At 51.2% G+C, this 15,249-nt stretch carries 12 protein-coding genes and 1 pseudogene; 8 read left to right on the forward strand and 5 right to left on the reverse strand.

Features of this window, described 5'->3' with window-relative positions; translation table 11 throughout:
* Positions 1-12: 12 nt before the first annotated feature.
* Positions 13-813 carry a Cof-type HAD-IIB family hydrolase gene (locus tag ACFQ2I_RS17870; RefSeq protein WP_377566724.1) on the reverse strand — a complete coding sequence of 267 codons (801 nt, stop codon included), beginning with the start codon at positions 811-813 and terminating at the stop codon, positions 13-15.
* Positions 814-908: 95 nt separating this feature from the next.
* Between ACFQ2I_RS17870 and ACFQ2I_RS17875 the strand changes: the two genes are divergently transcribed.
* Entirely contained in the window at positions 909-2,369 is a 1,461-nt protein-coding gene (locus ACFQ2I_RS17875; RefSeq protein WP_377566574.1) for a S41 family peptidase, read from the forward strand.
* Between the two features lie 628 nt (positions 2,370-2,997).
* On the opposite strand, the gene ACFQ2I_RS17880 is transcribed toward ACFQ2I_RS17875, so the two are convergent.
* Positions 2,998-3,576, reverse strand: coding sequence for an FAD-dependent monooxygenase (locus ACFQ2I_RS17880; protein ID WP_377566576.1), 579 nt, complete (start codon positions 3,574-3,576; stop codon positions 2,998-3,000).
* 632 nt (positions 3,577-4,208) lie between these two features.
* Between ACFQ2I_RS17880 and ACFQ2I_RS17885 the strand changes: the two are divergent.
* Both ACFQ2I_RS17885 and ACFQ2I_RS17890 read left to right on the forward strand, forming a co-directional pair.
* Positions 4,209-4,613 (forward strand): annotated as a pseudogene (locus ACFQ2I_RS17885) (PGAP1-like alpha/beta domain-containing protein); the annotation flags it as partial.
* A 28-nt stretch (positions 4,614-4,641) separates the two neighbouring features.
* The gene (locus ACFQ2I_RS17890) at positions 4,642-5,271 is read left to right on the forward strand and encodes a hypothetical protein (RefSeq protein ID WP_377566578.1); all 630 of its coding nucleotides are present in this window, start codon (positions 4,642-4,644) and stop codon (positions 5,269-5,271) included.
* Positions 5,272-5,366: 95 nt separating this feature from the next.
* Here ACFQ2I_RS17890 and ACFQ2I_RS17895 read toward each other — a convergent pair whose 3' ends face one another.
* From ACFQ2I_RS17895 to ACFQ2I_RS17905, 3 genes are all read right to left on the reverse strand, one after another.
* Positions 5,367-5,432, reverse strand: a complete 66-nt coding sequence (locus ACFQ2I_RS17895; protein ID WP_377566726.1) for a hypothetical protein — start codon at positions 5,430-5,432, stop codon at positions 5,367-5,369.
* A gap of 243 nt (positions 5,433-5,675) precedes the next feature.
* A complete protein-coding gene (locus tag ACFQ2I_RS17900; RefSeq protein WP_377566580.1) occupies positions 5,676-6,398 on the reverse strand; it encodes a response regulator in 723 nt (240 codons plus the stop codon).
* Positions 6,399-6,462: 64 nt separating this feature from the next.
* Positions 6,463-7,965, reverse strand: coding sequence for a sensor histidine kinase (locus ACFQ2I_RS17905; protein ID WP_377566582.1), 1,503 nt, complete (start codon positions 7,963-7,965; stop codon positions 6,463-6,465).
* A 128-nt stretch (positions 7,966-8,093) separates the two neighbouring features.
* Here ACFQ2I_RS17905 and ACFQ2I_RS17910 point away from each other — a divergent pair, with 128 nt between their 5' ends.
* The 5 genes from ACFQ2I_RS17910 (at position 8,094) to ACFQ2I_RS17930 (ending at position 15,171) form a co-directional block, all read left to right on the forward strand.
* On the forward strand, positions 8,094-9,434 hold the full coding sequence (locus ACFQ2I_RS17910) for an ABC transporter substrate-binding protein (protein ID WP_377566584.1): 1,341 nt from the start codon (positions 8,094-8,096) through the stop codon (positions 9,432-9,434).
* A 100-nt stretch (positions 9,435-9,534) separates the two neighbouring features.
* Positions 9,535-10,422, forward strand: coding sequence for a carbohydrate ABC transporter permease (locus ACFQ2I_RS17915; RefSeq protein WP_377566586.1), 888 nt, complete (start codon positions 9,535-9,537; stop codon positions 10,420-10,422).
* A 20-nt stretch (positions 10,423-10,442) separates the two neighbouring features.
* Positions 10,443-11,315, forward strand: coding sequence for a carbohydrate ABC transporter permease (locus tag ACFQ2I_RS17920; RefSeq protein ID WP_377566588.1), 873 nt, complete (start codon positions 10,443-10,445; stop codon positions 11,313-11,315).
* An 84-nt stretch (positions 11,316-11,399) separates the two neighbouring features.
* Entirely contained in the window at positions 11,400-12,113 is a 714-nt protein-coding gene (locus ACFQ2I_RS17925) for a DUF1961 family protein (protein WP_377566590.1), read from the forward strand.
* A gap of 4 nt (positions 12,114-12,117) precedes the next feature.
* Positions 12,118-15,171 (forward strand): chondroitinase family polysaccharide lyase, encoded by a 3,054-nt coding sequence (locus ACFQ2I_RS17930; protein ID WP_377566592.1) that lies wholly within the window; start codon positions 12,118-12,120, stop codon positions 15,169-15,171.
* Positions 15,172-15,249: the final 78 nt, after the last annotated feature.

Consider the following 15,249-nt stretch of genomic DNA (forward strand, 5'->3'; position numbering starts at 1 on the left):
GCCGTCCATTGCTTAAGAGCGCTTCAGCACAAATTTCTCAATGACATGCCGCACGCCTTCCTCGTTGTTCGTAGCCGTCACGTAATCCGCCAGCTCCTTCAAGGAATCAATCGCATTGCCCATCGCCACGCCAAGCCCGGCGACCTGCAACAGCTCGCGGTCGTTCCAGGCATCGCCCATGCCGATTGTCTGCTCCATCGCGCAGCCGATATGCTGTGCCATGAATGCCAGCGCATGCCCTTTCGTTCCTTCCTTGTGCATGAATTCCAAGTAATGCGCCTTCGACTTGGTCATATGAACTTCATTGCCGATAAGCGGCCGAAGCTCTTCGATCAATTCGTCGAGCACTTCCGGCTCGTCGATGATGAGCATTTTGTGCAGCGGCTTGTCAATTAATTGATCGAAGTCAGGTTCTATTTTGTAAGGAATATTGGAAAGCTTAGAATAGGCCTTAATTCGTTCGTTGTCTTCGGTGCCGTACAGCTCGTCATCAACGTAAAGCTGAAGATGAAGACCTCGGGATTGGCAGAATTGCTGCAGTTTCTTGGCAGCTTCGGTAGGCACATTTCGCTCGTAGAGAACCTCTCCCTCCAGCAAGGTTTTGACGAGGGCGCCCTGATACGTGATAATAGGAACATTGAGGTTAACTTGCTCGGCAATCTTTCGAGCGGATGCGTACATCCGGCCGGTGGCGAGCGTCACCGTCACGCCTTGCGCAATCGCTGCCTCCATCGCTTCAATCGTGCCGGGGGTCACGAGCAGGTCGTCGGTCAACAGCGTATCGTCGACATCAATGGCAATCAGTTTATACATCATAGCCGGAATCTTCCTTTCTATTGGGACTGCAGGATAACAACAATAAGGATGATTGTAACGAAAAATCGATAGGTGTACAAGGAGAAATCAGGATGAATGACAGCATGCAGCAACGCCCGACAGACGAAATGACACAGACTCCTCGCAAAGGGAGCGGTCCGCGATCGCCCTTGTATTATTCCGTTGGAGCTGTGCTTCTTTTAATTATTGGCTTTGGGCTCGGGGTGATATGGACAGGCGTCCGATATCCCATGATGAAGGCAGATAATTTCCCGTATTTGAACGCTTCTTATATGCGAATTATGAACGATTATCTGGAAGGAGCGGAATCCGAAGCGCTTGTCAACGGTGCGGCGCAAGGGATGGTAGCTTCGCTGGGCGATCCGTATTCGCAATACTTGGTCGGCGAGCAAGGCGAGGAATACGCTCAGTCATACGAGGGCGAGATTTATGGTATCGGCGTTACGCTGCGCCAGGAGGACGGCCAGTATATTATCAATGAAGTCACCAAGGACGCTCCGGCGGAGCGGGGCGGCTTATTGCCCGGCGATATTCTCAAGGAAGTAGACGGGATTTCCCTGGAGGATGTAAGCTATCACGAGCTGATCGGCATGGTACGGGGGAAGGAAGGCGAGCCGGTGTCGCTTGTCCTGCAACGTCCGGGGGATAGCGCTCCGCTGGAGGTCACACTGAAGCGCGAAGCCATTGCCGTACACACGGTTACTTATGAACTGCTGGATGGCGGCGTCGGCCATGTGACGATTAGCCGGTTCGGCTATGAGACGGATGAGGAGTTCAAGCAGGCGATCAAGGAGCTGGAGAAGGATGGACCGCTGCAAGGCTTGCTGCTGGATCTGCGCTCCAATCCCGGCGGACTGCTGGAATCGACGGTGGAGATTGCGAGCATGCTGATCCCGAAGGGGGAGAAGATATTGGATGTCGTCTCCAAGGAGGAGAGACAGACCGTCTCCTATCGCTCTCATCAGAAGGAGAAGTGGGGCATACCGATCGTCGTACTTGTGAACGGCAAGTCGGCGAGCGCCAGTGAAGTGATGGCGGCGGCCTTGAAGGAATCGGCGGGAGCGACCGTGGTCGGTGAGCAAACCTTCGGCAAAGGCGTTGTGCAGATGTTCAAGTCATTCCCTGACGGCTCAGTGCTCAGCTTGACCGAGGCACAGTGGAAGACGCCGAGGGGAACGTGGATTAACAAGCAGGGAGTAGCGCCCGATTACGAGGTGTCCTTGCCGGATTACGCCTACCTACGCCCGTTGGCGATCGGCTCTGAGATGAAGCTGGGCAGCTACGGCGAAGATGTGAAGACGCTGCAGGAAATGCTGAAGGCGCTGGGATACGGACCAGTCGGCGAGGAAGGCATCTTCGGCGGGGAGACGGAAGCGGCGCTGCGAGAGTATCAGCAGGACAGCGGGCTGGAAGCGACAGGGGAGTTCAATGACCGCACAGGCTACAACCTCGTAGAGTCGCTTCGCGGCAAGCTGGATGCGGAGGACCCGCAGCTGCTCGAGGGCGTGAAGCAGCTGAAGGGGAAGAAGTAACGCGCGTCGCAGGTGGGATCTGATCGGCATGGACGGGAATGTTCATGCCCTTTGACAGCAATGGTGGAGGAGTGAGTGGAGAGCGGAGTGTTCCTGATGGGTTCGCTTCTGCCGGGCTCGCTCCTTCGTTGCGCTTCTAGGATGCCTGGACGAACTCGCCTCTCTATTGTACTTACGCGCTACCCTGACAAATTAGCTCCACCTTTACTTTGCGTTTGCCCCGACCAATTCGATTTTTATTCTTTAGTTTATACGCGGTGCACTGACGAACTGATTTTTATTTGTTTGTTTTTTTGTGATGCACCGACTAAATGGATTCTGTGCATTTCATTTTCCAATATGACCCAATTTTAAGAAATTAGATGGATTTCTTGTCATTATATTCATCATATATTTCCTTTCTCGCAAATATCCCCCGATTTAACTGCAGGATTTCCATTTAGATGAGCGATCAGCCTCTCCTGTCTCAAAAGTAACTGTAGAAAATACATGTGGAATAGGATAGTGTGACACAGAAAGCCAAAGAGCGCCGCATTAACAATGAATCCCTGAGGCATGTTATAGATGCTTCAGGGATTCATTTGGTGATGAAACGAACCTTTGAACGTGTTTGCTCATCTTTGAAGTGCTAATGCCTCGATAAAGCTTTTCTCTTCTCATAGCGATAATCATAGATAAATTGATTTTGTTTTCGGTAAGCGGCTTGAGGAGTCATTTTCATCATAAAATTTCGGATGCGACAAAGAAAAGGGTATTCAAGCTGCGCCATTGCTCCCACTCGTCTGGACATGTTGACGAAGGTATTGGCTCTATGCAATCTCTTTTTCTCATATTCCTGTAATCCATGATCCGGGTGGCGGGATAGAGACAGCCCTAAAATGTAGGCATCCTCAATGCCTTGACACGCCCCTTGCCCCAAGTTGGGCGTCATAGCATGCGCAGCGTCTCCGACAAGAGCGATATGGTCAAACACATATTGGTCAATGGCAGGTATATCATAAATATCATGCTTAAGAATATGGTGGTTTTCAGTAAGCTCTATTATGTCGGTTACCGGCTGAGGATAGTTTTTCAAGCGTTCGATCAAATCTGATACATTGTATTTGGCTATGAGGGGATCATTGGGATGAGCGTTAATCAACAAGTACCAGTATGCCTTTGTATTAGATATCGGCAAGTAACCGAAGCGTCCGTTCGGCCCCCACATTTCATGCAGTTCCTGTGCTTTAACAAATCGATTGAAGTATACGATAAGTTCGGTCGCTCAATACGGACCGAGGAACTACGTACGGATGAGAATAGATATGTGCTGTCGAAACGAACTTATAATCCGATAAGTGGATTATTACAGCAGCGAGTATCAGCTAACCAAGCTGAAACAACATATAACTACTTTAAATGAATTATTATCACAAATTGTAGATACTTCACTACACAATTTTTTATCTTTAATCGAGCAGGGTGATATTGAAGTAAATATTGCTAAATCGAAAGAAAACATTAACACATTAAGTGATGGGCTATCCGGCGAATTATATACTGAAGATGGATGGATTTCTAAGTATAGTTCAAAGAAATATTTTCCTCCAGAATAATGAGTTACAAATATTTTGAGAAAATCTTTTAAATGTAATTTAAGAAATTAAGCTATAAATGTGCCACATGCGAGTGTAACAACTCCATGTGGTTTTTCGTGCGCTTGGCAGCGCATCGACTAAGGTGCCCCCTTGGACAGATGATTTTGTCGACTAGGTTAAAGACTTATTTAATGAAACAAGTGATAGACTAAACTGGTCAGGCAGTAATACTAAAGGTGCTCGTTCAGATGCGGCTAAAGATTTTGTTGAACAGGTTTATGAATGGCACGAGGAAAATCCTGATGAACCTATTAGATTGGTCGGTCATAGTCACGGAGGAAACGTAGCAATTATGTTGACTAATCTGTTGGCTGAAAAAGGAATGGAAGTGGAGACATTGATTACTGTCGCAACCCCTGTGAGGGAATACAAACTCAAAAAAGAGGTCGGGCAACAAATTCAGATGTATAATGGAAAAGATGCAGTTCAAGGAGATTTGGGTGGGCGTTGGTTTTTTGCAGGACAAACCTTTACAAGAAAATTTAAAGGTGCAGACAATGTTAATGCGAAGGATGGTAATACAGGGAATAGCATCTCTTCACACTCATCCATGCACAGTAATGTAGATATATGGAAAAAATATATTGAACCAATATTAAAATTGTAATATGGTGATATACTCAAGGGGGGAGAATATGCAGGTAATGTTTAGGCTCTTGCTAATAGTAGTAATACTTTTTAGTGCTTCATCATTTATTTGGTTTATATTAGGTTCGACAGCGTACTTCCAACGTGGAATGGATATTTTAGGGACAACTTATTTTTGGGGTGCAGGTATTCCAGTTCTGTTATTTGCAATATTATTCATTACACTACTCATTAAGGGATGGACTCCAACGAGTGGAGGACAATATACTGCGCTTTTCATTGGGCTGTTAGTATCTGTACTACTGTCAGTCGCATTAATTCAAAGTGTAAACACACACGGTTGGGCGAACGAAAAGATTGAAAGCGATACAGTCAAAATTACAGCAGATAACAAGTATGAATATCGAATCAATTTAATCAATTTATTTCAAAGGAACAGTCATGCACGGCTCTACCTGAGGGATGTGGGTTCGGGAAAAGTAATCTACATTCCTGTCGGTATTCAGACAAACAAAATTAAAGGTCTTGGAGTTGGCAAGGTTAATCATTGGGTGAAAATTGAACCATCGGACATTGAATCCCAATATATTTTGTCCACGACAAAAGACCTTGGTCGCTTGCCTGAAGAGAAATTCAAAATAGACATCTTAGCAGGAACATCAAGTAGAGTTAAATAAATTCATCAACCACAATGCGACTATTTCTCGAGTTGGATTGTCAACAGTAATTCAAACAACTTTTTTGAGGGCTGCCTGGCGGTACTGAACAGACGTCATGTCCCCAGTGTTCCATGAATCCGATGCTTGTTAAACCAGTTGACGTAGTCGTACAGTTCCAACTACAGATGATGAAGGCTCTGGATATCTACTTCCATCTTCAGGCGTTAATTCTCTTTTCGTAGCGACATCAGTTCCTTTTCACCTGACGAGCGATTATGCTTCTCCTTGAAGGAGCTTGGAGGATCCAGCGGTCTAACGCCGAGGCTGTGAGATCATATTCCTCCACAAGGTAGCCGATCGGCGCTTCCGGACTCTTTCCCCGATACCAATTCACGTGCTTTCCAAGGTTCGTGTCACCTGCATCAAATTTTCTTAAGCATTTCAAAAATATGCAGATCGTTAATCATATGCACAACCTCGGAGGTGGAAGGCAATCCGAATTTCTTCAGAATGCTCGTTATCTGCTTTTTGATGGTATCCTGTTCCACGCTTCTCTCACGGGCAATCTCCTTGCGCGTCTTGTTCTCGCATAGTAGCTTCAGCACCTGCAGCTCACTGGGGGTCAGCTCCGATACGATCTGCAGCGTGTGCAGCAGACTGCTCTCCGTCTTCTTAATCCTCATGAATTCAGTGCGAATCTTCTCTGCGATGATAGGTCTGATCGGGGACATGTTGGCATGGGCAAGCCGGATTGCCTCCACAATCTCCGCGGGACCGGCCGTCTTCAGCACATAATCGACGATGCCGCTCTGGAAGGCGGCGAATACGATGCTGTCGTCCTTATGGACTGTCAGCATAATCATCTTTACCTCAGGCAGCTTCTCGTGAATTTGCTTGGCCGCCTCAATGCCGGCATGACGACTCTCCATCTCGATGTCAAGCAGGACGATATCCGGCTGATGCAGAGCGGCCGCCATGACCGCTTCATACCCCGACTTCGCCGAGGCGGTGAGCAGCATGTCGTCCTGTGCGCCAAGTATGCGCTCCAGTCTGCGGCGGTGCGCCTCCATATCGTCGGAGATAATGATTTTAATCGGTCCGCTTGTCATGATGACATCCCCTTTCAAGATGCTAATGTCCTGCATCACTTATGATCCTGGACACGAGGGGGAATCATTTATTCCCCCTCCCTAAGCGTTCTATTTTGTTCTATCCATTAATCAATGGCAGGAGGATGCGGAATACAGCCCCTTCCCCCGGCTTGCTGTCTACTTCGATTTTGCCATCGTGTCCGCTGACGATCTGATGACAGAAGGACAAGCCGATGCCCCAGTTGTTGACGGACGATTTGGTCGTATAGAACGGGGAGAACACCCGCTCCAGCTCCTCATCGGACATGCCGGGACCGTTGTCGGCTATCTTGATGACGCCCCAATGATTGTGCCGCTCCGTACTGAGGCGCAGCGTACCTTTGCGGTCCGACCGACGCAATGACTCCACAGCGTTCTCGATCATGTTCGCGACCGTCTCCTCCATATGAACCGTGTCCATATACACAAGTAATTCCTCCGGGTGATAACGCGCGATAATCTGCGGTTCGTATTGCAGATGCCGGAATCTCTCCATCGCCTGCGCCACCGGCAGCGACAGCGGCTGCGGCTGCAGATTCAACTGAATATGGCCCAGCTTGTTGGCTGCATCGTCGATGCTGCGGAACGAACGCTCGCATGAGTCAAGCATGAGACGGAGGCTGTAGGCCGTATCCTCGTCCGACGCATGCTTGTCCTGCAAATATTCCGCTTCGGAGCGGATCGCAAGCAGGTGATTCTTCAGCGCATGCGTGAAAGCGCGTACGCCGAGATTCGCGGTGTCGATGCTATTGTCAACGCGCATGTCCCGGGAACGATGATAGGCTTCGATCGAGCGGTAACGGAAGAGCAAGTAAAAGATAAAGGCAAACGCAAGCACGACGACGTAGGGAAATACGGTAAACAACAGCTTGGCGTCGATAATCTGCGGATGCGCATAATTGATATAACCGTCCAGATAAGTCGCCCTGACCAGATTCCTGGGTGCCCAGGAGAACATCATGTAGTGAATCGCAATAATCGGCATGACGGATAACGTCTGCACCAAGGCGTAGCGCTTCAAAAACTTGATGCGGGGAAATCGGATATAATAAATGGCGAACAGGCTCAATGCGATGACCGGCATACACCAGTTCATCCATTGCATCACATGCTCGATCCATTGCATCGTATCCCTCCAAAGGAATGCCGAGGAAGAAGCGTGGGCCTGATTCTGCAGCGCCAGCTGTACCCAGGGATCGAAGAAGCTGACCTGAAGCAGAAGCAGCGCGGTTAGCAGCCCATATACCGGCTTGCGATGAAGCACGCGGAAGCGGGTAAATGACAGCGCAAAGCATAAGATGGCGTAATTGTACAGAATGACTCCGCCGTTCAGCATGCGAATCAGCAGCTCAGGATGAAGATTGGCCAAGACGAGGTAGTTCCATGTGCCTGGACTGAAGTCGAAGAACGCCTGCTGAATCTGATAATAATAATTGAACTTGCCGATGTACAGGACAAGGGCCACGAACGACAGCGTCCACCCGGCAATGACTCCGAACAGGAAGCGGGTCGACAAGCTGTCCCGGTTCCGAATAATAAGAAGGACGAAGAAAACGAGACAAAGAAGCATGACATAGATCATATCGTTCACTCCGAATGGCGAGATTGAGTCCCGGGGGGGAATAAAACTTTCCACTTACCGGGCTTGTGTAAGCGCTTATACAATAAAACCGTAAACTCATCTTAATCGAAACTGAGGGGGAAAGCAAAATGAAAAAAATATGGACCGCCGGTATGGCGATCATTTTGACAATGGGATTGCTGGCAGGATGCAGCGGTGACAACGGTAACTCGCAGGGCACAACGGGCGGCTCGCAAGGAAAGACTTCATCGGAAGGCGGCGGGGAAGGCGGTGCGGAGCAGGTCACATTGAAAATGCCGGTGCTACCCGACGATCTGGAAGCGTTCAAGGCAGCTTACACGGAATTCCAAAAAGAGAATCCTAATATTGCGATTGAATTCGAAACGTATCCCCAGAAGCAATATTATGAAAAACTGAGACTGCAATTGTCCGGTGGAGCAGATTATGATCTGTTCGCGGGCAATCTGGACGTCATGCTGGACACAGGCATTCTGGAGCCGCTTGACGGGTACTTGAAGGATAATAATACGGACATGTCGGGTTATGGCGTGCTGCTGGACAGCATGAAGATCAATGGCCATACGTACGGCTTGCCGTATCGCAAGTCGAATTGGATGCTGTATTACAACAAGACGCTGTTCGACCAGTACAACGTTCCGTATCCAAGCGACGATATGACGTGGGAGGAATTCCGCGAGCTGGCGAAGGCGATGACGCACGGGAGTGGAGCGGACAAGGTATACGGCGCGTATATGCAGCAGTGGCCGCAGACCTGGTATATGCAAGCGGTGCAGAAGGGCAGCACGATTATTGACAAAGATCTGAGCGAATTCAAGAACGCGCTGCAGTTGCGTATGGATATGGAGCAGGAAGGCTCCATCATGAGCTGGTCCGAGCAGAAGTCGACAGGCGCGCATTACAACGCCGCTTTCCAGAAGGGGAATGTGGCCATGAATCTGATCGGCGACTGGCATGTCGCGCAGCTTCGTCAAGCCGAAGATGAAGGCAAGATCGACTTCGACTGGGACGTCGTGCCGATCCCGCATCCCGATGGTGTATCCGCCAACACGAGTCTTGCGCTTCCCGTCACGTTGATGATGAACAAAAACTCGAAGCATAAGGAAGAGGCGTTCAAGGCTGTTGCCTTCATGACCGGCGCGCAAGGCGCGGAGGTATTCGCCTCCAGAGGCTACTTGACCGGCTTTACGAACGATGAGATCAAGAAGGCGTACATCGGCGAAGGCAGCCGAAAGCCGGCCAATCTGCATTACTTCCTGGAACAGAGGGAGTACCCGGAATATCCGATGCTGCCTGGTGTCAAGAACATTATTGTCGGTCAGATCTACACCCAGGAGGGTGAGCTGGCGCTGGCGGGCGAGCAGACGGCAGAGCAGGCGATCAAGCGGATCGAAGAGCGCATTCAAGCGGAATGGGCCAACAAATACGGCGAGGATTTCCAGACGAAATAAACATGACGGCCGTTAAGCTGAAAGCGAAGGGGAAAGCTTCGAATGGCTGAAGCTTTTCCCTTCTGTCTTTCCAATCTGATGTTGAAGGAGGATGACAATCATGAGAAAGCCGCTATCCATAAACGCGAGAAACCGGTTGGTTGGCTACTCTTTTTTGCTGCCCAATATAATAGGTTTTATGGCATTTATTCTACTGCCGGTGCTGGCGTCGTTCGTAATGAGTTTCACCGAATGGAACGGATTCGGCACGATTCAATTTGTCGGAGTGGACAATTATATCCGTCTAATGGGAGATACCAACTTCCGCACTTCACTAGTGAATAGCATGCTATTCACAGTCGTATCCGTTCCGGTTACCTTGCTATTGTCCATTCTAATCGCCATCGCGCTGAACAAGGGGCTGCGTTGGATTCCGCTATTCCGCACAGCGATCTTCTTGCCGCATATTACTGCTACAATAGCGGTGGCTATCATCTGGCAGCTGTTGTTCAATCCGTCGATGGGACCGATCAACGAATTTCTCCGCGCCGTTGGCGTAGATTCGCCTCCGGGATGGCTGTCGTCCACCGATTGGTCGCTGCTGTCCGTTATGATTGTCTACGTATGGCATTCTGTCGGCTATTATATGATTTTATATTTGGCGGGCTTGCAAGGCATACCTTCCCATCTGTATGAGGCTGCAGAGATTGACGGAGCGGGAGCTGTGAGGAAGTTCTTCAATGTGACGCTGCCGATGCTGTCGCCGGTTATCTTCTTCACGACGATTATTGGGGTCATCAATTCGTTCAAAGTGTTCGACTTGATCTTCATCCTGACCCAAGGCGGCCCCGGACGCTCGACGCACGTGCTTGTATACGACATCTACAATACGGCATTCAAATCTTTCGATTACGGCTATGCCTCGGCGATGGCTTATGTGCTGTTCATCATTATTCTGCTTATCGCGGCTTTGCAGTTTGTCGGACAGAAGAAATGGGTCAACTACTAATGGGGAGAGGAGGCAATGCCATGAATAGCTATCTAGAGCAAAAAAGTCAAAATTCGCTTGTAAGCCGCAGGGCAGGGACAACGCTGAAAAAAGCATTTTTGTATATCATCGTGTCTGCCGTCGCGTTGTCTATGATTATTCCGTTCGTCTGGATGCTCTCCGCATCGTTGAAGAAGGAATCGGAAATCTTCGGATTTCCCATTCAATGGATTCCGGAGACGTTCTACTGGAGCAATTACGTAGAAGTATGGACGCGTGTGCCATTTCTCACGTATTACATGAATACGGTGAAGCTGGCAGTGCTCATTACGCTCTTCCAGATTGTCACTTGCTCGCTGGCTGCTTACGCATTCGCCAGAGTGCGCTTTCCTGAGCGGGACAAATTGTTTTTCTTGTACATTGCCACGATGATGATTCCTTATCAGGTGATGATGATTCCGCAGTTTATGCTGATGAAGCAGTTCGGATTGGTGGACTCGCATTGGGCTCTCATTTTGCTTGGCGCCTTCAATCCGTTCGGCGTCTTCCTGTTCAGACAATTCTATATGACGATACCGGAAGAGCTGTCGGAGGCGGCTCGAATTGACGGGCTGACTGAATTCGGCATTTATTGGCGTATCATCATGCCGCTGACGAAGCCAGCTATTGCCAGCCTGGTCATTTTCACCTTTATGCATTCCTGGAATGACTTTCTTGGTCCACTCATTTACCTGACCTCCGACAGCTTATACACGCTCCAGCTCGGGATGCAGCATTTCCAGACGGAGTACAACACCGAATATGCGCTGCTCATGGCGGCGGCGGTATCCGCGGTCATTCCTACCGTGCTCGTCTATGTGTTCGCGCAGAAGTACTTTGTGGAAGGCATGGCGAGCGCCGGCATTAAGGGCTGATGAGCGCTGCTGGGGAAAGGGTTCATATTTGACACATGGGGTGCGGAATCGGCTTATCGCCTGTCTGAGGTGAGATTCATTATAATGGATGGAGCTTGGAGAGGGGGGATTGCGGTGCTGCCGCAAACAGCTCAATTAATATATAGCAACCCGCTGCGCTCGGCGTTGGATACGGCCGACTTCCGAATGGAAGGGGAGGCGCGCGTCTCGTTCCCCGATGGTGTCATGAGATTGGAGAATGTGCTTGATCCGTCGCTTGGACAGCAGTCCAACTTCGTCTATTGGTGTCCGGAGACGTTCCCGTCCGACATCGCCATATCGTGGGAATTCCGTCCATTGCGGGAACCGGGCCTGGCGATGATGTTCCTGGCGGCGTCAGGACGGCAAGGCGAGGACTTGTTCGATGCCGCTCTTGCGGAGCGCAGAGGAGAGTATGGCCAATATCATAGCGGAGATATCAATGCGTTCCACGTCTCCTATTTCCGCCGAAGATATCCAGAGGAACGGGCGTTCCATACGTGCAACTTGCGCAAGAGCTACGGGGCTCATCTCGTCTGCCAAGGCGCCGATCCCATTCCTTATGCCGTCGATGCCTCAGCTCCGTACAGGATGCTGATCGTCAAGAGCAAGGAGAAGCTGCAGTTGTTCATTCAGGAATTGAAAATATTCGAATGGCGCGATGACGGAGCTTCCTGGGGCCCTCTGCTTGGAGGGGGCAAGATTGGCTTTCGGCAAATGGCGCCTCTCGTGGCGGAATACGCCAATCTGCAAGTGTACGATCTTGGGAAAGGAAGGTAGACCAATGGATATCATTGACCAGAATGGTTATATATTCTCCTTTGAAAACGACGTTCCGGAGCAGATTAGCGCAAGTCTGGGCTCCCGGCTTAGTGTCAGCTGCCGGCATTACCGGGACGGAGCGCAATCGCTGCGCTGGGACTATCGCCCGGGGGATCGGCTGACGGTTCGTGCCCTGATCGGCTATCGCCCTTACGTATCCAACAACAGGAATCAGGCGATATCGACGTTCGGCCTATGGATATATTCAGAACAACCGAAGAGCGGACAGCTGAGGTTCGTGTTCGGCAGAGGAGAACGGGAGGACTGTGCATTCTCCTGCGGCTTGCAATTCCACGGATGGCGAACGGCCAGAGTCGCCTATGCCCGGGATATGGAGGGTGTTCCTGCGGAGGATATGGACACGCTTACGATAATCGCTCCCGAAGAAGAGGAAGGGACGCTGTACTTCGATCAGCTGATCTCCTGTGCGTCAGTCGACCCCAGACATCATACGCGCGATGAGCAAGTGCCTTTCGTCAATAGGGGAGCCGACGAAGCGGCGAATAGTCACTGGCTTGCATTGCTGCGTATGGATCAAGCGTTGCGAAGCCGATTGGCGGAAGAGACGGCGCAACTGGGCGGGTCTTCCGTCTCCGCAGAAGAGAGGGAAGGACTGCGGCTGATGGAGCGGCGTTGGGATGACTGGCTGATGGAACAACATCGCGCGAAGTCGTATTCTCTGGAACAATTGGAAGCGTTCTATCTAGCCTTGCGCATTAAGCGTCAAGATGATCGAGTTGTTGGAAGAACGATTGATGTGGTGCATATCAAAGGTTTCTACCCGGCGTCCCAGTCGGAGCGACTGCTGTCTCTGAACGATGCGGCGGATCTTCGCAAGGTGACGGATTTCCTGTTAGAGCTGGCCGTTGCTTGTCGGCAAAGCAATGATGCGGCGCAGAAGACTCAACTGGAGCATTGGTTCATCGACACGATCGTACATCTGGAAGATCAAGGGTGGGCTTGGGGCAGCAGTCAAGGGACAGCGCATCATCTGGGCTACAATATGACCGGCTTATACCCTGCGGCCTATCTGATGCGGAAGGTGCTGAGGGAAGCGGGACAGCTTGACCGCACGCAGCGCATGCTGAGCTGGTATAGCGGTCTGGGACGGATCTGCCTGCCTGATGAGGAGACGGAAGGCAATGCCGACGTCTTCAATACGACATTAACAGGCATGATGTGCGCTCTGCTGCTGATCGATAAGAGAGATGAGGCCGTCGTTCTTATGCAACGGATGAAGCGGTGGCTGGATCAATGCTGTCTGCCTGCGCGCGGATTGCGGGCCATGTTCAAGCCCGATGGCGCGGCCTACCATCATGTCAATCATTATCCAGCTTATGCGCTGGGCGGATTGCGAGGATTGACGCCGGTCGTGCGTCTGCTGGCTGGAACGCCGTTCTGCTTGTCCATCGCGGCGTATGAGACCATCCGCAAGTCTCTGCTTGCCATGCGCTTCTACAGCAACAAGAGAGAATGGCTGCTGTCCATCTCCGGAAGGCATCCGACAGGGAAGTGGACGCTCGAACCGGAAGTGTATGGGGATATGGCGATGGCGGCGTTGCCGAACGACAGTAGCGATATCGACAGTGAGATGGCAGCGGCTTATCTGCGTCTGCTGCAGCCTGGCGAAGAGACAGAGACAAGCCGTTATCTCCGTGCCCGTGGCGCGGAAGCTGAGTCCGATCCATCCGGACACTGGACGATGAATTATGCTTGTGCCGCTTATCACCGGAGAGATAACTGGCTTGTCGGCGTGAGAGGATTCAGCCGCTACATATGGGGCAACGAGACTTACTTGAATTGCAATCTGTACGGCCGATATATCGCCTACGGTCACCTGCAAATACTGGGCGGCGGCGATCCCGTCAATCACCGGGACAGCGGCTTCGTGCCGGAAGGGTGGAACTGGAACCGGTGGCCAGGGACGACCGCCAAGCACCTGCCCTATGAAGAGCTGCGTGCGGATGTGCGCAACGTCGACCGCTTCAGCGGATTCGAAGAGATGACGTTGTCTGACGAGAGCTTCGCCGGGGGGACAAGCCTGGACGGCGCCGACGGCGTATTCGCGATGAAGCTGCATGAGCACGGGAAGTACGACGGCAGCCACCGGGCGCGAAAATCCTACTTTTTCTTCGACCGTCTTATCGTCGCGCTCGGCTCGGATATCGAGAATAACGATCGTGCGCATGAGACGGAGACGACGTTATTCCAGCAAGCGTTGAAGCGGCAGGACGTTCCCACTGTCGTCGGAGGAGAAGGAGCAGTGACTGCATTCCCGATGCAGACGATGAGTCGGACGGGGGATGTGCGCTGGTTAATGGATCAGAGCGGGAACGGCTACTACGTGCCGGCCGGACAGACGATCGGCTTGTTGCGAGCCCGCCAGACATCCCCGCATCAGAAGGACGATTCGCCGACTGTAGGCGATTTCGCCACGGCATGGCTCTGCCATGGCGCGGCGCCGAGCGGCGGCCGATATGAATATGCGGTAGTCGTCCAATCTGATCCGGCGGAGATGTCGCGTATGGCGGAAGCCATGCGCTCTGAAGCAGATGCGGCGTACAGGGTGCTTCGACATGACAGAGAAGCACACGTCGTCACAGAATGCAGCGGCGGGACAACCGGCTATGTCCTGTTCGAAAGTACGGATAACCTGGGAGCAGGCTTGCTGCTGGGAGCAGATACGCCATGCATCATTATGCTGCGAGAATGCGACGGCAGCAAGTTGAAGTTAAGCGTCACCGATCCTGATCTGAGACTATATGAAGGCGTGGAACAGGATCAGCTGGATGAGGATGGTCGTCAGAGAGAAGTCAGTCTGTACTCCCGCGAATGGGTGCACCATGACGGAGCTGTACATGAACTGCAGCTCTACTTGCAGGGCATATGGCTGCTGGAGCGCGATGACGGGCGTATTCGTCTGGAGCATGCAGCAGCAGAGAATGCAACGAAAGTGTACGTCAGTTGCAAAGATGCCATTCCTGTCGAGACGCTGTTGCGCAGAAGCGATGCCTAACTGCAAGCGCAGTGCGGCAGGAGGGGCAAAGACGGCCCTGTTCAGTCGTTGCCCTTGATTCGTTGGATTCGCGGTATC

The sequence above is a fragment of the Paenibacillus chungangensis genome (genome assembly GCF_042675905.1).
In the GTDB taxonomy this organism is placed as follows: domain Bacteria; phylum Bacillota; class Bacilli; order Paenibacillales; family Paenibacillaceae; genus Pristimantibacillus; species Pristimantibacillus chungangensis.

What these genes read in the sequence shown, in the direction of transcription:
- ACFQ2I_RS17920 (WP_377566588.1), top strand. Translation starts at nt 10,443, where the DNA reads ATGAATAGCTATCTAGAGCAAAAAAGTCAAAATTCGCTTGTAAGCCGC.
- ACFQ2I_RS17930 (WP_377566592.1), top strand. Translation starts at nt 12,118, where the DNA reads ATGGATATCATTGACCAGAATGGTTATATATTCTCCTTTGAAAACGAC.
- ACFQ2I_RS17905 (WP_377566582.1), bottom strand. Translation starts at nt 7,965, where the DNA reads ATGATCTATGTCATGCTTCTTTGTCTCGTTTTCTTCGTCCTTCTTATT.
- ACFQ2I_RS17925 (WP_377566590.1), top strand. Translation starts at nt 11,400, where the DNA reads ATGGATGGAGCTTGGAGAGGGGGGATTGCGGTGCTGCCGCAAACAGCT.
- ACFQ2I_RS17890 (WP_377566578.1), top strand. Translation starts at nt 4,642, where the DNA reads ATGCAGGTAATGTTTAGGCTCTTGCTAATAGTAGTAATACTTTTTAGT.
- ACFQ2I_RS17910 (WP_377566584.1), top strand. Translation starts at nt 8,094, where the DNA reads ATGAAAAAAATATGGACCGCCGGTATGGCGATCATTTTGACAATGGGA.
- ACFQ2I_RS17880 (WP_377566576.1), bottom strand. Translation starts at nt 3,576, where the DNA reads ATGTGGGGGCCGAACGGACGCTTCGGTTACTTGCCGATATCTAATACA.
- ACFQ2I_RS17870 (WP_377566724.1), bottom strand. Translation starts at nt 813, where the DNA reads ATGTATAAACTGATTGCCATTGATGTCGACGATACGCTGTTGACCGAC.
- ACFQ2I_RS17900 (WP_377566580.1), bottom strand. Translation starts at nt 6,398, where the DNA reads ATGCAGGACATTAGCATCTTGAAAGGGGATGTCATCATGACAAGCGGA.
- ACFQ2I_RS17915 (WP_377566586.1), top strand. Translation starts at nt 9,535, where the DNA reads ATGAGAAAGCCGCTATCCATAAACGCGAGAAACCGGTTGGTTGGCTAC.
- ACFQ2I_RS17875 (WP_377566574.1), top strand. Translation starts at nt 909, where the DNA reads ATGAATGACAGCATGCAGCAACGCCCGACAGACGAAATGACACAGACT.